The sequence below is a fragment of the Gordonia insulae genome (genome assembly GCF_003855095.1).
GTDB lineage: Bacteria > Actinomycetota > Actinomycetes > Mycobacteriales > Mycobacteriaceae > Gordonia > Gordonia insulae.
This window is the reverse complement of sequence record NZ_CP033972.1, coordinates 2,619,599-2,643,261: the sequence shown is the minus strand read 5'-3', so window position 1 is coordinate 2,643,261 and position 23,663 is coordinate 2,619,599. Positions and strand designations below refer to the sequence as shown.

Below are 23,663 nucleotides of genomic sequence, written 5' to 3'. Positions count from 1 at the left end.
GTCGAGCATGACTGACGCGAGCGATCAACACGTTCACCACGGCTACGAGCTGACGCACCTTGCGGCGCTCGAGGCCGAATCGGTGCACATCATCCGCGAGGTGGCCGCCACGTTCGAGCGACCGGTGCTGCTGTTCTCCGGTGGCAAGGACTCGGTGGTGATGTTCCACCTCGCACGCAAGGCGTTCTGGCCCGCCCCGGTGCCGTTCCCGCTGATGCACGTCGACACGGGACACAATTTCGACGAGGTCATCGCCTACCGCGACCGCGTGGTCGAGCAGACCGGTGTCCGTCTGGTCGTGAGCTCGGTGCAGGACGACATCGACGCCGGACGGGTCGTCGAGGACACCGGGCCGGGCGCGAGCCGGAACCGCTTGCAGACCACCGCGTTGCTGCGCGGCATCACCGAGAACCGCTTCGACGCCGTGTTCGGGGGCGCCCGACGCGACGAGGAGAAGGCGCGGGCCAAGGAGCGGGTCTTCAGTTTCCGCGACGAGTTCGGTGCCTGGGATCCGCGCGCGCAGCGTCCCGAGCTCTGGCACCTGTACAACGGTCGCCACCACAAGGGCGAGCACATCCGGGTGTTCCCGTTGAGTAACTGGACCGAACTCGACATCTGGCAGTACATCGGCGCCGAGGACATCGATCTCCCACCGATCTATTACGCCCACGAACGGGAGGTGGTTCCGCGCGACGGCATGCTGTTGGCGAGAACTCGCTTCCTGCAACTACATCCGGGAGAACAGCCGCACATCGACACGGTCCGGTTCCGCACCGTCGGCGATGCGACATGCACCGGCTGCGTGCTCAGCGTCGCGGACACCATCGACAAGGTGATCGAGGAGATCGAGATCACCCGCGTCACCGAACGCGGCGCGACACGCGCCGACGACCGGATCTCGGAGGCGGGTATGGAGGATCGGAAGAAGGAGGGGTACTTCTGATGTCCAAGGAACTGCTGCGGCTCGCGACGGCGGGTTCGGTCGACGACGGCAAGTCGACGCTCATCGGTCGACTGCTGTTCGACTCCAAGAGTATCTTCACCGACCAACTCGAATCCATCGAACGCACGAGCGCGGAACGTGGCGACGAGTATGCGAACCTGGCGTTGCTGACCGACGGCCTGCGCGCCGAACGGGAGCAGGGCATCACCATCGACGTCGCGTACCGGTATTTCTCCACGCCGCGACGCAAGTTCATCATCGCCGACACCCCGGGGCATGTGCAGTACACCCGCAACATGGTGACCGGGGCGTCGACGGCGGATCTCGCGATGATCCTCATCGACGCCCGAAAGGGTGTCCTCGAACAGACCCGGCGTCACGCCTTCCTGTCCTCGCTGCTGGGCATCCCGCATCTCACGATCTGTGTCAACAAGATGGATCTGGTCGATTGGTCGCAGGAGCGGTTCGACGAGATCTGCGACGACTTCGTCTCGTTCGCCGCCAAGCTGAACGTTACCGATCTGACCTTCATCCCGCTGTCGGCGCTGCAGGGGGACAACGTCGTCGACCATTCGGTGAACATGCCCTGGTACGAGGGTCGCCCCTTGCTGAGTCATCTGGAGAATGTCTACATCGCGTCCGACCGCAATCTCATCGACGCACGCATGCCGGTGCAGTACGTCATCCGACCGCAGCGCGGCGACGGTGCCGACCATCGTGCCTACGCGGGGACCGTGGCCGGCGGCGTGTTGTCCCGAGGAGACGAGATCGTGGTGCTGCCAAGCGGTTTCAGCACCACCATCACCGACATCTGGGGGCCGGGAGGCAGTGAGGTCGACGCCGCGTTCGCATCGATGGCGGTCTCTATCGAGCTCGCCGACGAGATCGACATCGTCCGCGGTGACATGCTCGCCCGACCGAACAACCGGCCGTATGTCGGCCGCGACATCGATGCGATGGTGTGCTGGTTCTCCGACGACGCCGACCTGCGGCCGGGTAACCGCTACCAGATGATGTGCGGCACCCGGCTGACGCGGGCGCAGGTGAGTGGTCTCAACTATCGGCTCGACATCAACACGCTGCATCGGGACGAGGAGGCAACCGCACTGCGCCTCAACGAGATCGCCCGCGTCGCATTGCACACCCAGCAGCCGGTGATGTTCGATTCCTACCGCCGCAACCGGGAGACCGGCAGCTTCATCCTGATCGACGAGGCCACCAACAAGACGGTGGGGGCGGGCATGATCACCGCGCCGGTCAGCAAGGACAGCCACGTCGTGTGGCAGACCACCAAGGTGACGCGCGAGCAGCGCACGCATCAGGGAGCGACGATCTGGCTGACCGGTCTCTCCGGGTCAGGAAAGTCCGCACTGGCCGTCGAACTCGAACGCCGACTCGTGGCGGAGGGGCGACCCGCCTATCTGATGGACGGCGACAACCTGCGCCACGGGCTCAACTCCGACCTCGGGTTCTCCGACGACGACCGCCGCGAGAACATCCGCCGCACCAGCGAGGTCGCAGCACTGTTCGCCGATTCGGGAGCGGTCGCGATCGTGTCGCTCATCAGTCCGTTCGCCGAGGAGCGCCAACGCGCCCGAGAGATCCATGCGGAACGACGGATTCCGTTCTTCGAGATCTTTATCGACACGCCCCTCGAGTTGTGTGAGGAACGCGATCCGAAGGGCTTGTACGCGAAGGCGCGTCGCGGGGAGATCAGTCAGTTCACCGGCATCGACTCGCCATACGAACGGCCCCGCGATCCCGACATCGTGGTGTCGCCCTCGGATGGGTCGCCCACCGAGGTGGCAGAATCGGTCTTCCGCAATCTGGGACTCTAGAGAGACCCTGGACGCCATAGGAGAGAACGTGTCGGTCGATCGTGAACTCGCCGGTGATCTGGCAACCGCCGCAGGCGAGCTGCTCATCGCCATCAGAGCCGAGAGTGGTCTGAGCGGAAAGGAACTCGGCAAGGCAGGCGATCTGCGATCCAACGAACTCCTGCTCGAACGCCTGGCTGCGGAGCGACCCGACGACGCCGTGCTGTCCGAGGAGTCCGCCGACGACAAGAGTCGATTGACCGCCGAGCGGGTGTGGATCGTCGACCCCGTCGACGGCACCCGTGAATACGGCACCGAGGGGCACACCGACTGGGCGGTACATGTGGCCCTGTGGTCGGCTACCGATGGGCTGATCGCGGGAGCGGTCGCTCTCCCGGCGCTCGGGCTCACCTATCTCGACGACCCCGTGTCGATCACGCCGACCGACGGGCTGGCAGCGGTCCCGAAGGGTGATCGTCTGCGCGTGGTGGTGAGTGGCTCACGGCCGCCGGCATTCTCGCAGCCGGTGGCCGATGCTCTCGGGGGTGATCTGCTACCGATGGGATCGGCCGGGGCCAAGGCGATGGCGGTGGTCCGAGGCGAGGCCGACGCCTATGTCCACGCCGGCGGCCAGTACGAGTGGGACTCGGCCGCTCCCGTCGCGGTGGCGCAGGCGAAGGGACTGTGGTGCGGCCGCATCGATGGCTCGCCCCTGCAGTACAACCGGGACGACACCTACCTCCCGGATCTGGTGATCTGCCGTCCCGAATTACGCGACGCGATCATCGCGGTCACCTCTGGCTCGGCGTGATCTGGCCCGGGTGAGTGGTGGGGGCGGTGATCTCGATACGCGCCCTCGGCTGGCGCCTCGGGTGCTACTCGATCAGCGGTCGGGAACCCTGGGCTGGCGCCTCGGGTGCTACTCGATCAGCGGTCGGGAATCCTGGGCTGGCGCCTCGGGGGCGGTGATCTCGATACGCGCCCTCGGCTGGCGCCTCGGGTGCTACTCGATCAGCGGTAGGGCACAGCTCGGTCAGCGTTAAGCGGCAAGGGATTCGACGAGAATCCGGGCGATCGTCTCGAGTCCGTGCTGGTCGTCCTCGGTGAACCGATCGGTGACCGGGCTGTCGAGATCGAAGACCCCGATCAGCTCCTCATCGCGGATCAGTGGGACCACCAGTTCCGAGCGGCTCGCCGCATCGCAGGCGATGTGGTCGGGGACGGCGTGGACGTCGGCGATCCGCTGAGTGGTGCGGGTCCGCGCGGCCGCCCCGCAGACCCCACGGTCGAGCGGGATGCGCACGCACGCGGGTTGCCCCTGGAACGGTCCGACCACCAACTCGGTGCCGTCGAAGAGATAGAACCCAACCCAGTTGAGCTGTGGCAGTGCGTGATACACGAGCGCCGACAGATTCGCGGCGTTCGCCACGAGGTCGGACTCGCCAGCAACGAGGGCGCGTGCGGAATCGATCAGTTCGGCGTACTGCGCGGTGGTCGTACCGGTGTGCGATATGGCCTCTGAACTCATGGTCTCAGCGTAAAGGGGCGCGCCGGGTTGTCGACGGTTGTGCGCAGCGGGGTTCAGTTGTGGATTATCTCGTCTTTCATGCTGTTGACGACGAAGTTCACGGTGTCGTCCGGGCGCTGTCGGCACAGGATCGAGACGAGGGTGGCGACCAGAAAGGGATTCTTGGTGACCCCGTTGGCCTTGACTATCGCCACCTGGGTGGAGTCGTCGCGGGTGTTGTAGTCACGACAGGTGATCGTCTGGGCGTCCGGTGGCGGAGGGGCATCGATGGTCGGTGCCTCGGTGCTGGTCGTGGTCGGGTAGCTCTCCGGCGTCGAATAGTCCGGGGTGCTCGTGGTCGTGATCGGCGCGCCTCCCGGAGCGGCGGTGGGAGTGCCATCGACCGCGCAGCCCACGACGGCTGTCATCGCGGCCGCGGCCAGCGCTGCGGCGATGGCCGGCCGACGGAAGGTCGTCGCTGTGTTCACTTGTTGCCTCCGAAGCCCGGTACGTGGTCGGTGTCAATCTACCGGGTCCGGGAATCCGGACTGCGGGATCATCGACGACGCGCATCCCGACCTCGCCGCGTCAGGGCAGGTCGACCTTGGACGCGAGCCACCGATCGCCGATCAGGTCCATCGTCATCACCACCCGGCTGCGGTCGATACGCGGCTCCGGCGTGGACGCGTTGCGCACGGTCTGATCGATGAACAGCAGGACGACGACCTTCGTGGGGCTCGCCGACTGGATGCCCGATGCGATGACCTTGCCCTGCGCCTGCGCCTTGTTGTCGACGAGCAACTGGCGCAGTTGGGCACTCGACTTCGCGTACATGGCCTTGAAATCGCCGGTGGCACCGCCGAGCACGGTGGCGAAGTCCTTGTCCACACTGTCGGCGCTGACGCTGGTCAGCGAGACCGCGTAGTCCTCGGCGACCGATTGCGCGGCGACAGCGGCATGCTCGACGTCTCGCGCCTGCTTCCATTCCCACCCGAACCAGCTCGCTGCCCCGACACCGGCGATCGCCACGACCACGACGATCGCCGCGAGGATCTTCCGGGCGCGACGACCCGTGAGCGTCGTGCGGACCCGGGAGAGTCGCCGGGGTGCATCGGTGGCTTCCCGGTGTCCGGTGTCGGACGACCCGTCGTCGGTAGGAGCCTCGGCGACGGTGGTGGCCGTGGTGCTCTCCTCGGCCCGAGCGGCCAGGGGAGCGTTGTTCTCGTTCTCGGTGTTCTCGGTGTGGTCGGAGGGGTTGCGGCGGCGGGGCGCCGGGCTGATCCCGGCGATTCGTTTGCCGGTGGATCGTGCGGACGGCGGGCGCACGGCCGAGGCCTTGTGCGGTGTCGTGGGCGTGGTGGTGTTCACGAGTTGTCCTTTCGATCGTCGTCGTTGGGTCAGGGCGTGGAGGGCAGTGCCGGTCCGGCGAAGGGCAGCGGGATCGATTGCGGGCCGGTCGGTGCCGGGCTGGTGCGAGCATCCGGTGCCGCACCGGGTGGCGGCCCGGCCGTGTCGTCGCCCGGTGGCCGTGGTGCATTACGGGCGCCGCGGATCAGTACCGATGGGTCCGGGTTGTCGCAGAATGTGTACAGGTAGGGCTCCGGGAAGTCGGGTTGCGTGGGTGGCAGCCGCGGCAGTCCGTAGTCACAGGCGTTGCGCGGGTAAATGTTCACCGCCGCCCAGATCCCGCCGTCGCGCATGATGGTGGTCAGCGCGCCGAGCGTCGACCCGTCGCGGAACTCGGGGAAGAAGAACTCGTTGAGCGCGGGCACCCGCAGATAGGCCATCTGGGTCACGGTGGCGAGGTTGCCCAGCAGTTGCACCATGGTCGGAGCGTTGTCGGCGATGATCGCGTCGGTCGCCCGCAACGCGTCGGGTGCCCGGTTCACCAGAGTGCGGTACCCGTCCTGCTTTCTGGCCGCACCGGCCATCAGATGTCGCAGATCCTTCGACGTCTCGGTGAGCGCGGGCGCACCCTGGCCGAGGGTCGTCAGCACCGTTCGGCTGGTCTTGAGCAGACTGACCGTCTGCGGGAGAACCGAATCGAGGGTGGAGATGAGGAACGTTCCGCCGTCGATGATGTCGGCCAGTCTCGCGGACCCCTGGGATGACACGCCGAGCTCGTGGGTGATCGTGCGGAGCTTGCCGGGGTCGATCTGATCGAGCATCCCACTCATGTCGTCGAGCAGATTCGCAAGCGGGATGGGGGTCGTCGTCTGGTCGGGCGAGATGACGGTGCCGTCGCGCAGGTAGGGGCCGGTCGACGTCGACGGCCGGAAATCGAGGTACTGCTCGCCGGCGAGTGACAGACCGGCCACCCGGACATCCCCCCGGATCGGGATGCGGACGCTCGGGTCGATCTCGGCCACCGCGACGACGCCGCCACGAGTGAGGTCGACTTGTCGCACGCGCCCGACCGGGACGCCGCGCAGCGTGACGTTCTGTCCGGCGAGCAGACCTCCGGACTCGGCGAGTTGCACCCGCACCAGCATCGGCGCCGCCGTGGGCGAACTGTGGAAGACACCGAAGACGAGGTAGCCGATCCCGAGGATCAGAATGCACAGGAGTCCGACGGCGGAGAGCCCGAGCCGATGGGCACGGGCGCGGCGGGTCGCCGTCACGAGTCCGCGTGCCGGCAGTTCCACGAAGCCGGTGAGAAGACCGGGCGAAGGGGTCGTCGACGTCATCGCGGCGGCTCCAGCTTCTTGCGCAGTCGCTCCAGCGTGTAGGTGATCGTCCCGACGACATTGCCGACATCGGTGAGGTCCGGTAGTCGGGCTCCCGGGTCGGCACGGTGGCGCGGGTCGGGCAGCGCGCCGATCGAGAGGTCTTCGAGGTCCGCATCGACGTGCGCGGCAGTGGAATTGGTGATCTTGATGACCGGCGCGAGCAGCGCGTTCATCTTGGTGAGGTCGGCACCGGGCGCCGTTGCGGCGTCGTTGAGGCCCTTGGACAAGGTGTTGAGATTCGCGACCAGGTGCTGTGTCTTGCCGGTGGCGATCGACGGGTACCGGGACAATTGGGTGCTGATCTGTCCCACCTGGTTCACCAGCGTGATGATCTGGTCCGAATTCGAGGCGATGACGTCGAGCGCCGGTCCGGCGGCTGCCAGTGACTCACTGACCGACTTCTCCTGCGCGGATACGGTCGAGACCAGGGCGTCGGTCTGCCGGAGAGCATTGCGGATGTCCCCGGAACGTGCCGACAGCGATGAGATCAGCCGGGTCGACCGCGCGATGAGCTCGGAGAGCTCGTCGCCGCGATCGCCGACGGTGCGACCCAGGCCGTTGATGATGGTCGTCAGATCGCGGAGGACGCCACCGTTGACCAGGAGAGCCGAGGTGGACAGGATCTCCTCGACGGTGGTCGCCGCTCCGGTGTCCTTCAGGGCGATCGTGTCGCCGTCGGCGAGATCGCCGGTGGCGGCGTCGGGTTCGCGCGGCGGCTGCAATGCGACGAAGACGTCGCCGAGTGGGGTGGCCGACCGCAGTTCGGCCCGTGTGCCTACCGGCAGCCTCACGTCGTCCTGAACGTGCATCGAGACGACGGCGACATAATCACGCACGCTCATGCTCTGCACCGAACCGACGTCCGCGCCGTTGAGTTTGACCTTGGCCTCTTGGGGAAGGTTCAACGCGTTGGCGAATTCCGCACGGAGCGTGTAGGTATTGCCGGATTCGCTGCCCTTCTTCGGTAGCGGGAGATCGGACAGGCCGACGCCACATCCGGCGAGCAGGAGAGCGACGGCCACGATCGCCACCAGTCGCGCCGTCGCCAGACGCGCCGGCACGGTTGTCCTCGGCGCCGCTGCCATCACCGCCACTGCCCTCACCGCCCTTGCCCCGCCATCGCCTCGAGCATCCCGGTCATGCCGAAGTCGGGTCCGAAGTCGCGCAGGGTGCCGGTGGCACAACCGAGTTGACGCATGCCCAGGACGTTGCACACCTCCTTGAGCAACTGGCCGTCGAAGAAGACCTTCTCGAGCTGCGCGTGGACCCGCGCGATTCCGGCGCGCTGGTCGATCGTGTTGTAGGCGTTGTCCATCACCAGGGGAGCCACGTCGAGGAACTCTGACAGTGAACGCCGGTAGTCGGCGAGCGCGCGGGTGACGGTCTGCGCGCCGGAGACGGTGCTCGCGACATCGCGGCGACGCTGCTGCATCAGGTCGGTGGCCTCCCCGAGGACCGCGTTGATCTTCGCGCCGGTGGTGCCCCAGCCGATGTTCTGGTCGGCGAAAAGGTCGGACATCTGTTGGATGGACGAGCCGAACTCGCGGATCGTCGCGTCGTTGCGAGCGGCCGTGTCCGAGAGCACGGACATGTCGTCGACGACGTCGGTGATCGCGTTGCGGGTCTGCGCGCCGCCGTCGGAGCCGAGTGCGAGCGCACGGGACAGCGCGCCCAGCGCAGAACGGATGTCGGCACCGTTGCCCGCGGTCATCGCGGCGCCGACGTTGAGCAGGTCGCCGACCGGCCCGGCGCCCCGGCTGTCGCCGCGGAGCTCGACCGCCATCTTGTCGGCCATGGCCAGCATCCGGTCGACCTCGACCGGCGTGCGTGTCCGATCCGGTCCCAGCCTGGTCCCGTCGGACATGCGTGGGCCGCCCGCGTAAGGCGGGGTCAGTTCGACGTGACGATCGGTCAGCACCGATGTCGACACGGTGACCGCGGATGCATCCGCCGGCACCGGGGTGTCCGCGTCGATCTGCATCTCGACCTCGACGAATCCGGCACGGGGGGTGATCCGGGTGACCTTGCCGACGGACATCCCGAGGACGGCGACGGCGTTGCCCTGATACAGGCCGGCGGCGTTGTCGAACGCGGCGGTGACGGTGATGGTGTGGTCGTCGTCGGAACACGATCGGGCGGCGCCCAGGACCAGGAGCACCGACACGACGACCAGCATCAACTTGACGATCAGTCCGCGGGTCATCGGCAGTCCTTGAAGTAGGGCGGCAGGTGGGCGAGGTCGGCCTGCTTCGATATCGCGCACATCCAGGAATCGATGAGCGGCCCGGCCGGCGCGGAGAAGTCGGTCTCGTTGCCCGTGCCCGTGGCGTTGGCGAAGTTGCGCACCGGGATCGGCAGGACCTCCAGGGTGTTCCGCAGCAACGCGTCGTTGCGGCGCAGGCTGTCCAACAGGCCGTCGAGGTTGGTGACCAGCCGGTCGAGACCGGCGCGGTCGTCGACCACGATCCGACGGAGTTGGGTCGCCAGCACGGTCGTGGCGTCGAGCAGACGATCGATCATGATCTTGCGGGTCAGCAATGCGCGCAGCATTTCTCGCCCCTGTGTCATCAGCTGTCCGAGACCGTCCTGTTGTCGTCGGATCACCGCGGTGAGTTTCTGGGTGCTGGTCAACAGGGACCCGATCTGATCTCGCCGGTCGGCCAGGACGGCCGACAGGGTCGTCACATTGGTGAGGACTTGCGGGATCAATTGCGGTGTCCCGTCGAGTTGCCGGGACAGCGTCGTCATCGATCGGCCGATCTGGGCGGCGTCGACCTGTTCGAATGTCGTGGTCGCGTTCTGCATCACCTGCTGCAGGTCGTACGGAACGGCGGTGTGCGTCAGAGTGATCACGTCGTCGGGCAGGGACCCGTTGCCGGCCGGGGACAACTCGATGTACCGCGACCCGAGCAACGTCGTGAGTTTGATCGACGCGCGCGTGTCCGGGCCCAGCGCGACGTCCTCACCCACCTCCATCGTGACGATCACCTGTGTGCGGTCGAGTTCGGTGTCGGTGACCGTACCCACCGGCACCCCGGCGACACTGACCGAGTCCCCGGCGGAGACGCCGGCCGCCTGCGCGAATTGGGCACGCACCGTGTGCTTTCCGATGCCGGACGAGCTGAACTGGATCAGGCCGAGGGCCACCACGACGATGGTGGCCAGTGCCACCACGCCGATGATGACCTTGTTCCAGTTCTCGATGGGCCTCGACATCGAGGTGCGCAGGCGTGATGCGATGGTCCTCATCGGTTCACCTGCAGATCGGGGACTGGGTGGCATGGCCAACGGGCGTCGCGTGCGCGACGATCGACGGGATCACGGTGCTCAGTGCGGGGACCAGTGTCGCGTTGAAGTTGCACAGGTACGTGTCGATGTACGCACCCGATTGGGTGGCGCGGGCCAGTCCTTTCAGCAGTGGCGGCAGGTTGAATCCGAGGTAGGCGAACTCATCCTTGTTCGCGAGGAAATGACCGAGGAAACCCGGTTCGCGCGAGAGCATCTGGCGTGCCTCGGGGAGTGCCTCCTGAGCCAGTGCAGAGGCTCGGTCGGCCACCTGTGCGGTCTTGTCCAGCGAATCGATGAAGGAGTCTCGTTGCGCGGACATCTTCTCGAAGATGTCGCGAGCGCTCACGATGACGGTGTCCACATTCCCGCGTTGCGCGGCGAGGGTGCCGATGACACGGGAGAGGTTGTCGATGACCTGACCGAGTACCTGATCGGGTCCCGCGATGGACTCCGCCAACGTCGAGGTCTGCGCGATGAGCGTCGCCACCGAGCTCGAATCGCCCTGCAGGCCGCGGATCAGGGCCTCGGTGACGTTGTCGACCTGCTTCGGATCGAGGACGCTGAACAGTGGTTCGAAACCGTTCAGCAGGCCGGAGATGTCGAAGGACGGCTCCGTGTGGTCGAGCGGGATCTCACCTCCCGCGAGCGCGGCAGGTTGTCGACCGTCGGTGCGCGACAGTCCGACATAGCGCTGGCCGACGATGTTCTGATACACGATCGACGCCTTCGTGGTCGTGTCGACGACCTGGTCGGAGTCCGCCCGGAACCTCACGCGTGCGAGGGTGCCGTCGAGGGCGATGGCGTCCACGCGACCGACGCGGATTCCGGCCATGCGGACGTCGTCACCTGCCTTGAGTCCGGTGACGTCGGTGAAGATCGCGCTGTAGTGCCTGGTGTCCTCGTCGACGTCGCGCTGGAGTGTCACGACGACCGTCGACGTCAGCGCGACTGCGATGAGCAGGAACAGGATCAATCCGAAGAGTGGCTTCCGGATGCTCATGACCCTCCCGTTGCTCGTCGGTCCGCGTCGGCGGGGGACGACGCCTGGCCCGCGGGCGAGACGTCGATGGACGAGCCGCGGGCGATGGGGCCCAGCAGGAACGTCGTGGCGCTGTTCGGGCCGCCGCCGACGAGCTTGCCGAGCGTCTGCTGTTCGTCTGCGCTGCCGACCGAACCGACGTTCCCGCCCATGCTCGCGGTCCGGTATCCGGGTGTGAGTCCCTTGCGTGCGTTGCCCTTCAGCACAGGCGGGGACACCGAGGCCGGCGCGGTGGTGCAGCTGGGGCCCTTCAGCTTTCCGTAACGGGGACAGTCGGCGCGGGTGTAGAGCTTGTGCGGGGTGACCTGGAACAGGAACTTTCCGGTTGCGTTCTGCTGGCCCGCGGGCCAGAACTCGGTGAACCACTTGTCCGAGATGACCCGAATGTTGGTCACGATCGACGTGAACGACGAACTGCCCGCGGCCACCACCGACACGACCGGCGCGGCCTGGGTGGTGATCCGGATGATCTGGTCGGAGTTCCGCTCCAATGCCGTGTTCACCCGTGCGGTGGTGGTGATCCCGGCGCCGAGCAGATCGGACAGCGCGCCGGATTCGCGTGCCACGGTCTGTAGCGGCCGGACCGAGCTGTGCAGCGCGTCGAGCAGGTCGGGTGCGGAGCGGCGTAATCCGGTGACCGCGGTGCTCAGCGAGCTCACGGTGGACGGTCCGCCGTCCGGCTGCAGCACGCCGTCCATCTCACGCACGATCCGATCGAGTTGTGCTCCGGCGTCGGCGATGTCGGTGCCCCGACGGTCGGTCGCGGTGGCGACCGCGGCGAGCATCCCGACGGTGCGATCGCTGCCGGTGCGTGCGGTGGCGGAGACGATCTCCCGGAGTTTGGACAGCGCCGTCTGGAATTGCACGGTCGAGGCCGCGGCGTCCTGGGCGATCACATCCCCGGCGCCGATCGGTGCGGCGGAACCGTTGTCGATCAACTGGACCGAGGACACCGCGAACACGTTGCTGGGAACCACACGCGCGGTCACCGTGCGGGGGATCTCCGGTGCACGGTCCGGGGCGATCGCGATGTCGACGGTGTTCACCGCCCCTGTCGTGGCGGGTTGCACGCCGGTGACGGTGCCGACGATCACGCCGCGGAACTTCACATCGGAGTTGACCGGCAGACCGTCGCCGACGTCGGCGAGGGCGGCGGTGACCGGGACCGTGGGGCTGAAGGTGCCACCGGACTTCAGCGCGATCCCGGTGAGGACGAGGGCGATCAGGACGATCGCCACGACACCGCTGATGAGGAGTTGTCGGTTGGACAACCCGTGCGGTCCGGCGTCGTAGATGCTCGGCGATCTCATCCGCTGAGCCTGGCTCCGCTGCCGACACCCCAGAATGCAACGGTGAGAAGCAGATTGGCGACGATCATGACCGATATGCTCGCTCGCATCGCGTGGCCCGATGCGGTGCCGACACCCTGCGGCCCGCCATGGGCGTAGAAGCCGTAGTAGCACTGGATGGAGGTCGTGATCATCACGAAGATGACCGCCTTGGTGAGCGAGTACGCGATGTCGGTGGGGTTGAGGACCAGCTCGAAGTAGTGCTGGTAGGTGCCGCCGGACAGACCTCCGGTCAGTCCGACGACCAGCTGCACGGAGAGATAGTTGACCGCCAGGCACACCAGATAGAGCGGGATGACCGCGACGATCGAGGCGAACAGCCGGGTGGACACGAGATAGGGGATCGGCCGGATGGCAAGGGCTTCGAGGGCATCGATCTCCTCGGAGATCCGCATCGCCCCGAGCTGCGCGGTGAACCGGCAGCCGGCCTGTGCGGCGAAGGCCAGCGACGCCATGATCGGCGCCAGCTCGCGCGTGGTTGCGGTCGAGGCGACCATGCCGGTCGCCGGCTCCATGCCGAGAAGATGGAGTGCGTTGTACCCTTCGATCCCGACGATCGCGCCCGCTGCGGCACCGAGGACGATGATCACGCCCGCTGTCCCGCCACCGACGACGATCGAGCCGTTTCCCCACGTCACGTCGGAGATGATGCGCAGGCACTCTTTTCGGTAGTGCCGCAGGGCGATCGGGATCGACACGAGTGCCCGAGCGGCGAACAGGGCGAGGTGCCCGATGCGCAGGATGACATCGAGGACGACGTCGAATGTCCGGACGAGCGGCCGCAGTCCGGTGGGGTAGTAGGTCGCGGCCATCAGAACCCCGTCCGTGGGAACAGCATCACGTACATCTGGGTGAATCCGACGTTGACCAGCATCAGCAGGATGATCGACGCGACCACGGTGGCATTCACCGAGTTCGCGACGCCGGCCGGACCGCCCCGGGTCGCCAGGCCCTTCTGACACGCGACGATCGCGACGATCGCCCCGAACACAATGGATTTCACGATCGTGAGATAGAAGTCGGACAGGGTGGCGAACGAGGCGAAGGTTGTGACGAACGTCCCGGGCGTCCCGTTCTGCACGAATGTGTTGAACAGATAGCCGGACAGGAAGCCGACGAAGCACACGATCCCGGTCAGTGCTGTGCTGACCAGGATCGCCGCCGCCACACGGGGGACGACGAGCCGGCGGATCACCGACAGCCCCATGACCTCCATGGCGTCGATCTCGTCCCGGATCTTCCGGGAGCCGAGGTCGGCGCAGATCGCCGAGCCGGCGGCCGATGCCATCAGCAGGGCGGCGACCATCGGTGCGCCCTGGCGGATCACGGCGAGCCCGCTGGCCGCCCCGGCCAGTGATGTGGCGCCCACCTGGCCGGCGAGCAGCGCGAACTGGATGGACAGGGTCATGCCGATCGGGATCGCCACGAAGATCGTCGGCAGGGCCGACGCCGATGCCATGAACGTCGCCTGCCGGACGAACTCCTTGACGGGGAACCGGAGGGTCAGCAGGTCGACGATGAGATGCTGGAAGGCGCGAATGCCGAGGACGAACTGTCCGCCAACGGTTTCCAGAGATGCCCGAGGGTGACGACGGACGTACCCGCCCATCCATCCGGCGATCTCGTCGGTCGCCGTCGGCGGGCGCGCCGCTGCCTCCGGCGACGACGGTGACTCGACCGGATCGGGGACGGCCGCGAGCGCCGGAGGCGCATCGGCCTCGCCGTGTGGGCCGACACCCATGCGGATGTCGCTGTTGACAGTGGACACCGATCTCCCCCTCTCCGGCCCGCTTCGTTCCTGTTCCGTCACGAGACCTGACCACGTCGGCGGCGGTCACGGGTGGTGCACTCCGGGCTGTGGGTGCACCACCGCGTCGAGGATCGTCAGATGTACCAGCCGCCGTTGACGCCGATCGCCTGGCCGGTGATGAATCCGGCTTGTTCCGAACAGAGGAACGCGGCGGCAGCTGCGACGTCACCGGGCAGGCCCGCGCGGCGCACCGGTGTGAGCGCGGCGAGGTCCTCGATGGCGGGGACCAGGCCGGCCGCCACGGCCTTCTCCGCCATCGGTGTCGCGATGATCGACGGCGGAATCGTGTTCACCGTGATCCCATGCGGCGCATACTCGAAGGCCAGCGCCTTGGTCAGGCCGATGACGCCACCCTTCGATGCCACGTAGTGGGCCCGCTCGGGTGCGCCGGACTGGGCGCTCGACGAGGAGATCGTCACGATGCGACCCCACTGACCGGCCTGCATGTCGCCGATGACGGCCTGGGTGCAGTTGAAGGTGCCGGTCAGGTTCACCGCGATGATCCGATCCCATTCGTCCTGGGCGATATCCGGATACGGCATCTGGGACTCGACACCGGCGCTGGTCACCAGGATCTCGACCGGACCGAACCGTTCGCGCACCTGGCCGATCGCCTTGTCGACCGCCGTCCGGTCGGCGACGTCGACGGCAGCGGCCACCGCCTCGGCGCCCCGGGACCGCAGTTCGGCTGCGACCTCCTCCGCGGAGTCACCGTTCTGGTCGAGGACTCCGACTCGATGTCCGGCATCGGCGAGATGCTCGGCGATCGAGCGACCGATGCCCGATCCGCCACCGGTGACGACGGTGGTCCGGATGGTTGATGCAGTGGTGGTGGTCATTTCGCTCTCTCAGGCCGTCGGGGTGAACTCGAGGTGGAGTCGGGTGAGCCCGCGCAGGATGTACGTCGGCTCGAAGCTGTAGTGACGATGGCCGTTGACACCGTGATGTTCTTCGGACACGCGGATGTCGGCCATCCGGGCCAGGAACCGCTCGACCGTCACCCGGCCCTCGATCCTCGCGAGCGGGCTCCCGGGGCAGGAGTGGATACCGCGGCCGAAGGTCAGATGTTCGCGCACGTTGGTGCGTTCGAGGTCGAAGGTGTTCGGGTCCGGGAAATGGTCGGGGTCCCGATTGGCCGCCCCGGGGCAGAACATCAGGGTGGTGCCCGCCGGTACTTCCGTATCGCCGACGGTGGTGGACTTGCGTGCCACCCGGAACCCGCTCTTGACCGGGCTCTCCAGACGCAGTGTCTCCTCGATGAAGACGGGGATCAGCTCGGGATCGTCGCGCAGGCGCTGCTGGATGTCCGGTCGTTCGCCGATGACCCGCAGGGCCGCGCTGATCAGTTTGGTGGTGGTCTCCTGGCCCGCGGCGAACAGGAATGTCGCGGTGCGGACCACCTCGACGACCTCGGGGGTGCTGCCGTCCTTGTACTTGGATTCGGCCAGTGCCGTGAGCACGTCACCGCGCGGGTTCGCACGTCGTTCCTCGATGTAGTGGGTGAACTTGTCGTCGAGCCACTGAAGGGGGTTGTCCGCCATCACCTCCGAGTCCAGTGCGCCGGGACGGGCACCCTTGCGCGGCGCACCGAGGACCGTCCGGAACTCCTCATGGTCCTCCTCCGGAACTCCGAGCAGATCGGCGATGACGAGGAGCGAGAAGGGCTTTGCGAACTCTTCCATCAGTTCGCACTCGCCGTTGGCGATGAACTCACCGATGTACTCGTCGGCCAGACGCCACATGAACTCCTCGTTCTCCTGGATGCGGCGCGGGGTGAGGAGTCGGCTGAGCAGGCTGCGTGCACGGCTGTGATCGGGCGGATCCATCGTGACCATGTGCTCGTGCAGGGGCAGTTCGTCGCGATGCTGGTCGATCAGCTCGCTGACGTCGTCGCCGGTCGGTTCGAAGGGGAGGCCGGGGAAGGGGCCGGTTGCGGCGAGGCAGGAGGAGAACGTGGCCGGATCCTTGAGGACGGTCACGGCCTCGGCGTGCCCGGTGATGGCGAGAACGCCGAAGTGGGGCTCCTTCGTCACCGGACACCTGCTGCGGAGCTCATCGAAATAGGGATAGGGGTCAGGGACCAAGCTCTCGTCGGTGAAGTAGTTCAGTTCGGTCAGATCGCTCACCGGAAACCTCCTGTGCGGCACTATTTGTCACGGTGGGAATGCGTTGGGACGGAGAGGGCTGGGCAAAGTCTGGATACAAATGCTGAGCGACTGCTCAGCGAGGTGTAATACTTGTTACCATGACCCACTCGATGAGGTCAAGATCACACTCGTCGGTTGAGCATCGCGCATGTCTGATTAGAGTGATTTAAGGCGGAGACGAGAGGTGGAGAGAGTGACCGAGCGTAGATTCGGGTCGGCCGAGGCGAAGAATCGTTCGCTCCTGTTGGACGCGGCCGAGGCGATCATGCTCGAAAGTGGCTACGCTGCAGTGACTTCGCGAAAGGTGGCACAAGCCGCGGGCCTGAAGCCGCAACTGGTGCACTACTACTTCCGCACAATGGACGAGATGTTCCTGGAGATGTTCCGCCGGCGGGCGGATCAGGGTCTGGATCAACAGCGGGCGCTACTCGAATCCCCCCAACCGCTCTGGGCGCTCTGGCAGTTCAGCATCGATCCGTCGGTGGCCCAGTTCACGACGGAACTGCTCGCGCTGGCGAACCATCGCAAGGAACTCCGCGCCGAGATCGCGCGCTATTCCGAGCAGTTGCGTGAACAGGCGCAGGAGGCGATCGCGAAACTGTTACCGACTTACGGCGTCACATCCGCGGAGCTGCCGGCGGAGGTCCTGATCGTGGTGATCACCAGCGTGTCCCGCCTGGTCATGATGGAGAAATGGTTGGGCTTCGAGAAGGGTCATCGGGAGACCTTCGAGTTCATCGAGCAGTATCTGCACAAACTGGAAGGCGAACCGCTACAGCATCACGTCATCGCCTCGATCGGCTATCCCTGAACACGCGGTCCGACGGCACTATCCGCGGTGCCCCAACCCCGACAACACACCGGACAGGGCGGTGCGGATGTCGGCCACCTCGATCCGCATCAGATCGTCGTGGGACAGCGAGTCGAGATCGCCCGAGGCGGACAGCCGGTACTCACGCTCCTCCTCGGCGCCCTCGATGATATTGCGGATGAACCGCCCGTTCCCGGCGACGTCACTGGCTCGCCGAATGCCCGAAGCGCTCTCGCGCACATCGTGATACAGCGGTGTGCAGGCCTGCTCCAGCTCGGCGATCGCCTCGGGCGTGAGGAGTGAGTCCCGCTTGCGCGCGATGAAGTCCCCGATCCGTGCGAGCTCGTTCGGGGTGTAGGACTCGAACTGCACGCGACGTGCGAAACGCGAGGCCAGACCGTCGTTGGAGCCGAGGAATCGTTCGATCTCCGAGTGATATCCGGCGATGATCACGACGAGGCGGTCGCGGTCGTCCTCCATCCGGGCGAGCAAGGTGTCGACGGCTTCCTTGCCGAACGCGTCGCCGCCGGACAAACCCTGCTGGATGAGGGTGTAGGCCTCGTCGATGAACAGCACACCGTCCATCGCCGAGTCGATCACCGCCGATGTCTTCGGCGCCGTCGAACCGAGGTGCTCGCCGACCATGTCACGACGTGTCGCCTCGACGACCTTGTCGGTCTTGATGAACCCGAGCCCGCAGTAGATCTTCGCGACGATGCGGGCGACGGTCGTCTTTCCGGTCCCGGGCGGACCGGTGAAGGCCAGGTGCAGACTGCGTGCCGAGGTGTTCAGCCCGCGGTCGGCACGCACCTTGGCCAGCGTCGCCGCCGACTGCAGCTTCGCCACCTGCTCCTTGACCGAATCGAGGCCGATCTGGTCGGCGAGTTCGCGCTGGGCGTCGGTCACCAGCCCGGACATCCCAGGCGTGTCGACGGTGTTCGAGACCAGCGACTCGGCGGGGCCGACGACCGACGCCGGGTCCCAGGGATCGCGACGCTCGGCGATCTCGTCGGGCGAGGTGAGGACCAGCCGGAAGCCGGGCGACTTCAAGGCCTGGCCCGCTGCCGAATCGGGGTTGCGCGCGTAGGCCTGTTCGAACAACGCGCGTGCCTTCTCCTCCTGCCCCTGCTCTCGCAATGCCATGCCGTGCGCGAACATCGCCTCGGTGGCCAGCGCCGGGATCGGGCCGTCGATCGCATTCTGCAGGCGGCGGGTGCCTTCCCCGAACATGCTCATCTGGATGCAGGCGCTGCCGGCCATAAAATCGGCGGCCGACTGCAGGAAGGAGTCGTTCCAGCGATCCGACCGGTGCAGCGCGGTCAGGAGATCCGGCCAGCGCCGAGTCATCATGAAGAGGACCGCCTGCACGTACTCGACGATCGGCAACCGGTGTGCGGCCGGGACCTCGTCCAGTACCTCCTGGGCTCCGGCGAAGTCCTTGCCGCGGGCCAGCGACGCCGCATACGCCGCGGTCGCCTCGACGGCGTCGGTCATCGGGTAGGTGATGAACACGTCGGGCTGCCACCGACCGGCCATGGTGCGTTGCGGCAGACCGAGCCGGCGCTGCTCGTGTCCGATCGTCGAGCGATTGCGGTACAGCGCCAGACGGACCTCGTCGGTGTCCTCACCACACGCGAGGCGACCGAGCCACGCATCGCCCATCGTCGGGTCCCACTCGCTGGCCCGGGTGAACGCCTTGGCGGCCTGCTGTGGGTTGTTGATCGGCTCCTGGCCCTCGACCGCGATGCCCAGCGACAGCACGCCCAATTCGAACAACTGCCTCGCCTTGCGGACGTCAGCCATCGGGCCCCCCAGATACCGTGCTTCGGACAGGTGGCGCCGTCGCAGCCCGACCCGTCCGTGTCAGGGGATCAGCCTAGCGCCATACTCTTCGTCGCTTCGCTCGCCCCGGTGACATCCCCCGTCGCTTCGCTCGCCCCGGTGACATCCCCCGTCGCTTCGCTCGCCCCGGTTGCGTGACCAAGCGGCCACACCGACCCCGGTGCCACGTGGCATTACACTGGTCCGAGTGAGTGCGCAGGTGGATACCGTTTCAGCCGCAGCCGGCAGCCCCGACCAACCCCAACCGTTCCGTGAACTCGGTCTGAAAGACGACGAGTACACGCGCATCCGCGAGATCCTCGGACGTCGGCCGACCGACGCGGAGCTCGCGATGTACTCGGTGATGTGGTCCGAGCACTGCAGCTACAAGTCATCCAAGGTGCATCTGCGCTACTTCGGCGAGACCACCACGGACGAGATGCGTGCCGGCATGCTCGCCGGCATCGGCGAGAACGCCGGCGTCGTCGACGTCGGCGACGGCTGGGCGGTGACGTTCAAGGTCGAGTCGCACAACCACCCGAGCTACGTCGAGCCCTACCAGGGTGCGGCCACCGGTGTCGGCGGCATCGTCCGCGACATCATGGCGATGGGCGCCCGCCCGATCGCCGTGATGGATCAGCTCCGGTTCGGTCCGGCCGACGCACCCGACACCCGCCGGGTCGTCGACGGGGTCGTCCGGGGCGTCGGCGGCTACGGCAACTCGCTCGGGCTGCCCAACGTCGGCGGCGAGACCGTATTCGACGCGAGCTATGCCGGTAACCCACTGGTCAACGCACTGTGCGCGGGTGTGCTGCGCACCGAGGACCTGCACCTGGCCTTCGCGTCGGGCGCGGGTAACAAGATCATCCTGTTCGGCGCGCGTACCGGCCTCGACGGCATCGGTGGGGTGTCCGTGCTCGCGTCGGAGACCTTCGACGACGCGGATGCCGGGAGCGGCCAGTCGGGGCCCAATCGGAAGAAGCTGCCGAGCGTCCAGGTCGGCGATCCGTTCACCGAGAAGGTGCTCATCGAGTGCTGCCTCGAGCTCTATCACGCCGGACTGGTCGTCGGCATCCAGGACCTCGGCGGGGCAGGCCTGTCCTGCGCGACCTCCGAGCTCGCCGCGGCGGGCGACGGCGGCATGCACATCGAGCTGGAGAAGGTGCCGATGCGCGCCGAGGGCATGACGCCTGCGGAGGTGCTCTCCAGCGAGTCGCAGGAACGCATGTGCGCCGTCGTCACTCCCGACAACGTGGACGCCTTCCTCGAGGTCTGCAAGAAGTGGGACGTGCTCGCCACCGTGATCGGCGAGGTCACCGACGGGGATCATCTGCAGATCACCTGGCACGGCGAGACCGTCGTCGACGTCCCGCCGCGCACCGTCGCCCACGACGGTCCGGTCTACGAGCGGCCGGTCGCGCGTCCGGAGTGGCAGGACGGTGTCATCGAGTCGACAACCGAACCGCTGGCACGCCCGGACACCCCGGATGCGCTGCGGGCCACGGTGCTGCAGATGCTGGGCTCGCCGGCATTGTGCAGCCGCAAGTTCATCACCGAGCAATACGACCGCTATGTCCGTGGCAACACCGTGCTCGCCGAGAACGCCGACTCCGGGATGATCCGGATAGACGAGAGCTCGGGCCGTGGCATCGCGCTGGCCACCGACGCCTCGGGTCGCTACACCTTCCTCGATCCCTACCGCGGTGCGCAGCTCGCGCTGGCCGAGGCGTATCGGAACGTCGCGGTGTCGGGTGCGCAGCCGAAGGCGGTCACCAACTGCCTCAACTTCGGTTCGCCGGAGGACCCCGCGGTGATGTGGCAGTTCCAGCAGGCCGTACGCGGCCTCGCCGACGGCTGTGCGCAGCTGGGCATCCCGGTGACGGGGGGCAACGTGAGCTTCTACAACCAGACCGGGTCGACGGCCATCCTGCCCACCCCCGTCGTCGGTGTGCTGGGCGTGATCGACGACGTGCATCGCCGCATCCCGACCGGGTTCGGCACCGAGCCGGGGGAGACGCTCATCTTGCTCGGTTCGACCCTCGACGAGTTCGACGGCTCGATCTGGGCGCAGGTCGCCCACGACCATCTCGGTGGGGTACCGCCGCGCGTCGACCTCGAACGTGAGCGGCTGCTGGCGGACATCCTGATGGCGGCGTCGCGCGACGGCCTCGTGTCGGCGGCGCACGACCTGTCCGAAGGCGGTCTGATCCAGGCGGTCATCGAATCCGCTCTCGCCGGCGAGACCGGTTGTCGCATACTGCTTCCCGAAGATGCAGATCCGTTCGTCTGGTTGTTTTCCGAGTCGTCGGGCCGCGCCGTGGTCGCGGTCCCGCGCACCGAGGAGTCTCGGTTCACGTCGATGCTCGACGCACGTGGAATGCCATGGGCGCGAGTCGGTGTGGTCGATCAGGGCAGCGACTCGGTATCGGTGCAGGATCAGTTCGAGATCCCGCTCATCGAACTGCGCGAGGTCTACGAGGGCACGCTGCCGACGCTGTTCGGCTGACCGGGTCGCAGTGCTCGCGTCCCGACGACAGCGGACGCAACGGCGAGGATCAGGGTGTGCCGGCGTGCGGCACGTCCACCGGGATCGCGATGAGGCTCCCCTCGCGCGCATTCTTGCGGGCCTCCTCCTGGAAATCGGGTGCGGCGCAAGCGAACAGTGTGCGCCCGTCCGACCCGCCGAGCATGCAGGCGAAGACGCCGGTGCCCACCGGGATCTCATCGACGATGTCGCCGCCCTCGACGACGCGGACGAGGCGCGCGCCGAGCGCATCGGCGATCCAGAGCGCGCCCTCGGCGTCGAGGCAGCAACCGTCGGGCGCCACGGACAGTTGCGGGAGGGCCCCGGCGACCTCGGTCTCGGTGGGTGGTTCGCCGAACCCGGCCCAGACCCGGCGGTTGGTGAGGCCGCCGTCATCGTCGATGTCGAACGCGGTGACCCGGTTGCCGAACGTCTCGTCGACCAGCAGGACCCCGTCGTCGGTGATCACGCTGCCGTTGGGGAACCACATGTCGTCCGCGGCGACGGTGACCGCGCCATCCGGATCCACCCGCAGCAACACCGCGGTCTGCAGCGGAGCGCCGCTCATCAGGTCGAAGCCGAACTCACCGACATATGCACGGCCGGTGGACTCGTCGACGACCATGTCGTTGGGATGGCCGGTGACATGCGCGGAGAGGTCGGCGTGGCTGACCAGTTCACCGTCGGGCTCGCGCCGCAGTATCCGGGCGTCGCGCATCGAGACGATCAGCAGTCTGCCGTCGGGTAGCCAGCCCAGTCCGGATGGTTGCTGTGGTACCTCCGCCTCGACCCGGAGGTCGCTGCCGTCCTCGGCTGCCGAGTACACGCGGTAGGTGTAGAAGTCCACGAACCAGATCCGTCCGGCATGCCACCGCGGGCATTCCAGGTAGGCGAATCCATCTGCAACGGTGGTGATGTCACGACTCGATGCGTTTCCGTCGATGCTCATGCTGTGCTCCTGGGTGGGGGTCGGTCATGGTCGAGGTGAGGTCACGTCCGCGGCGGGGCGAGGAGGGCGGCGATGAGGCCTTCCGGATCGTCGGTGGTGATCTGGTCGACCCGCAGTTCGGCGAGTCGTCGCGCTTCCCAGACGGATTCGTCGTCGACGCGGTACACGGTGTAGGCGTCGATCGCGCGACCGCGCTCGTGGAAAGCGGCGACGATGTCGTATCCATGCCGGTCGGCCTCGAGGACCAGCCGTCGCTCGAGGTAGATCATCTCCGCGTTCGGCGACGCCGCGACCGCCCGTTCGACGAACGCGGAGAAGTCGCCGGAACGCATCGCCCGATCGGCCGCGCCGTGGTGGCAGGGGTCGTAGCCGATGCGGAGGCCGGGCACGGGGTCGGTCAGCAGGCGGACGGCCTCGGCGTCACCGCACGAGAGGATCGCGTTGCGCGTGATCGGGGACACCGCGCGCACGAAGGTCTCGATCGCCGCGGCGTCCAGCGACCGCGCATCCTCTTTGAAATCCAGCTGCAGCACCGCGTCCGGGTGCACGGCCGGTCCGGTGAGGATCTCCGCGAGATCCTCCAGCAGCAGGACCGGCTCGCGGAGCGGCGCTCCCGCATCGGACCGGAGGAACAGCGTGCGGATGTAGCTTGCCGGAAGCTCGCCGATGCGACCCGTCCCGGTGGTCGCGTGCGTGATGTCGGGGTCGTGGAGCACCGCGAACCCGCGATCGGCGTGGATCACCAGGTCGACCTCGACGCTCGCCCCTAACCGCATGGCCTCGACGATGCGCGACGTCGTGAACGCCGGATCGTCGGCCCGACGTCGCGCGCGATGCCACTTGATCGCGGTCCGGTGGCCGTCAAGGTCGATCGCGATCGGTGTGTCTGCGGGTTCGGTCATCGAGATCGACCCTACGTCGATGCGGTG

21 protein-coding genes are annotated in these 23,663 nt (G+C 67.0%); 5 read left to right on the top strand and 16 right to left on the bottom strand.

The features are described 5' to 3' along the window. Nucleotides 1–7 precede the first annotated feature (7 nt). From cysD to D7316_RS11990, 3 genes are read left to right on the top strand one after another with little or no spacing between them, the layout of a single operon-like run. On the top strand, nt 8–943 hold the full coding sequence (gene cysD, locus D7316_RS12000) for a sulfate adenylyltransferase subunit CysD (RefSeq protein WP_124708447.1): 936 nt from the start codon (nt 8–10) through the stop codon (nt 941–943). Next, the gene (gene cysC / locus D7316_RS11995) at nt 943–2,781 is read left to right on the top strand and encodes an adenylyl-sulfate kinase (RefSeq protein ID WP_124708446.1); all 1,839 of its coding nucleotides are present in this window, start codon (nt 943–945) and stop codon (nt 2,779–2,781) included. The genes cysD and cysC overlap by 1 nt, the downstream gene beginning before the upstream one ends. Before the next feature lie 28 nt (nt 2,782–2,809). Beyond that, nucleotides 2,810–3,571: a 3'(2'),5'-bisphosphate nucleotidase CysQ gene (locus D7316_RS11990; RefSeq protein WP_232016879.1), complete on the top strand. Its 762-nt coding sequence runs from the start codon at nt 2,810–2,812 to the stop codon at nt 3,569–3,571. A 228-nt stretch (nt 3,572–3,799) separates the two neighbouring features. Here D7316_RS11990 and D7316_RS11985 read toward each other — a convergent pair whose 3' ends face one another. The 13 genes from D7316_RS11985 to D7316_RS11925 form a co-directional block, all read right to left on the bottom strand. Beyond that, nucleotides 3,800–4,288: a GAF domain-containing protein gene (locus tag D7316_RS11985; protein WP_124708444.1), complete on the bottom strand. Its 489-nt coding sequence runs from the start codon at nt 4,286–4,288 to the stop codon at nt 3,800–3,802. 53 nt (nt 4,289–4,341) lie between these two features. Further along, on the bottom strand, nt 4,342–4,755 hold the full coding sequence (locus D7316_RS11980) for a hypothetical protein (RefSeq protein ID WP_124708443.1): 414 nt from the start codon (nt 4,753–4,755) through the stop codon (nt 4,342–4,344). A gap of 100 nt (nt 4,756–4,855) precedes the next feature. Next, nucleotides 4,856–5,635: a hypothetical protein gene (locus tag D7316_RS11975; protein ID WP_124708442.1), complete on the bottom strand. Its 780-nt coding sequence runs from the start codon at nt 5,633–5,635 to the stop codon at nt 4,856–4,858. A gap of 29 nt (nt 5,636–5,664) precedes the next feature. Beyond that, nucleotides 5,665–6,954: an MlaD family protein gene (locus D7316_RS11970; protein WP_124708441.1), complete on the bottom strand. Its 1,290-nt coding sequence runs from the start codon at nt 6,952–6,954 to the stop codon at nt 5,665–5,667. Further along, nucleotides 6,951–8,057: an MCE family protein gene (locus tag D7316_RS11965; protein ID WP_232016878.1), complete on the bottom strand. Its 1,107-nt coding sequence runs from the start codon at nt 8,055–8,057 to the stop codon at nt 6,951–6,953. Before D7316_RS11965 ends, D7316_RS11970 begins: the two co-directional genes overlap by 4 nt. A 38-nt stretch (nt 8,058–8,095) precedes the next feature. Further along, nucleotides 8,096–9,199 (bottom strand): MCE family protein, encoded by a 1,104-nt coding sequence (locus D7316_RS11960; RefSeq protein ID WP_124708440.1) that lies wholly within the window; start codon nt 9,197–9,199, stop codon nt 8,096–8,098. Beyond that, on the bottom strand, nt 9,196–10,245 hold the full coding sequence (locus D7316_RS11955; RefSeq protein ID WP_124708439.1) for an MCE family protein: 1,050 nt from the start codon (nt 10,243–10,245) through the stop codon (nt 9,196–9,198). Before D7316_RS11955 ends, D7316_RS11960 begins: the two co-directional genes overlap by 4 nt. Before the next feature lie 4 nt (nt 10,246–10,249). Beyond that, on the bottom strand, nt 10,250–11,284 hold the full coding sequence (locus tag D7316_RS11950; protein ID WP_124708438.1) for an MlaD family protein: 1,035 nt from the start codon (nt 11,282–11,284) through the stop codon (nt 10,250–10,252). Next, nucleotides 11,281–12,633: an MlaD family protein gene (locus tag D7316_RS11945; RefSeq protein ID WP_124708437.1), complete on the bottom strand. Its 1,353-nt coding sequence runs from the start codon at nt 12,631–12,633 to the stop codon at nt 11,281–11,283. Before D7316_RS11945 ends, D7316_RS11950 begins: the two co-directional genes overlap by 4 nt. Beyond that, nucleotides 12,630–13,484, bottom strand: a complete 855-nt coding sequence (locus D7316_RS11940; RefSeq protein ID WP_124708436.1) for an MlaE family ABC transporter permease — start codon at nt 13,482–13,484, stop codon at nt 12,630–12,632. Before D7316_RS11940 ends, D7316_RS11945 begins: the two co-directional genes overlap by 4 nt. After that, complete coding sequence (locus D7316_RS11935) at nt 13,484–14,281, bottom strand: MlaE family ABC transporter permease (protein ID WP_232017178.1); 798 nt, start codon at nt 14,279–14,281, stop codon at nt 13,484–13,486. Before D7316_RS11935 ends, D7316_RS11940 begins: the two co-directional genes overlap by 1 nt. Before the next feature lie 275 nt (nt 14,282–14,556). Then, nucleotides 14,557–15,321 carry an SDR family NAD(P)-dependent oxidoreductase gene (locus D7316_RS11930; protein WP_124708435.1) on the bottom strand — a complete coding sequence of 255 codons (765 nt, stop codon included), beginning with the start codon at nt 15,319–15,321 and terminating at the stop codon, nt 14,557–14,559. Nucleotides 15,322–15,330: 9 nt separating this feature from the next. Continuing rightward, the gene (locus D7316_RS11925) at nt 15,331–16,608 is read right to left on the bottom strand and encodes a cytochrome P450 (protein WP_124708434.1); all 1,278 of its coding nucleotides are present in this window, start codon (nt 16,606–16,608) and stop codon (nt 15,331–15,333) included. A 214-nt stretch (nt 16,609–16,822) separates the two neighbouring features. On the opposite strand from D7316_RS11925, the gene D7316_RS11920 reads away from it, so the two are divergent. Further along, nucleotides 16,823–17,440, top strand: a complete 618-nt coding sequence (locus tag D7316_RS11920; RefSeq protein ID WP_232016877.1) for a TetR/AcrR family transcriptional regulator — start codon at nt 16,823–16,825, stop codon at nt 17,438–17,440. An 18-nt stretch (nt 17,441–17,458) separates the two neighbouring features. On the opposite strand, the gene eccA is transcribed toward D7316_RS11920, so the two are convergent. Further along, nucleotides 17,459–19,243 (bottom strand): type VII secretion AAA-ATPase EccA, encoded by a 1,785-nt coding sequence (gene eccA / locus D7316_RS11915; protein WP_124708433.1) that lies wholly within the window; start codon nt 19,241–19,243, stop codon nt 17,459–17,461. Nucleotides 19,244–19,481: 238 nt separating this feature from the next. On the opposite strand from eccA, the gene purL reads away from it, so the two are divergent. Beyond that, nucleotides 19,482–21,767 carry a phosphoribosylformylglycinamidine synthase subunit PurL gene (gene purL, locus D7316_RS11910; RefSeq protein WP_124711284.1) on the top strand — a complete coding sequence of 762 codons (2,286 nt, stop codon included), beginning with the start codon at nt 19,482–19,484 and terminating at the stop codon, nt 21,765–21,767. Between the two features lie 49 nt (nt 21,768–21,816). Here the strand turns inward: purL and D7316_RS11905 are convergent, their stop codons facing one another. Both D7316_RS11905 and D7316_RS11900 read right to left on the bottom strand, forming a co-directional pair. Beyond that, complete coding sequence (locus tag D7316_RS11905) at nt 21,817–22,734, bottom strand: SMP-30/gluconolactonase/LRE family protein (protein WP_124708432.1); 918 nt, start codon at nt 22,732–22,734, stop codon at nt 21,817–21,819. 41 nt (nt 22,735–22,775) lie between these two features. Then, entirely contained in the window at nt 22,776–23,636 is an 861-nt protein-coding gene (locus D7316_RS11900; protein ID WP_197718224.1) for a glycerophosphodiester phosphodiesterase, read from the bottom strand. Nucleotides 23,637–23,663 lie beyond the last annotated feature (27 nt).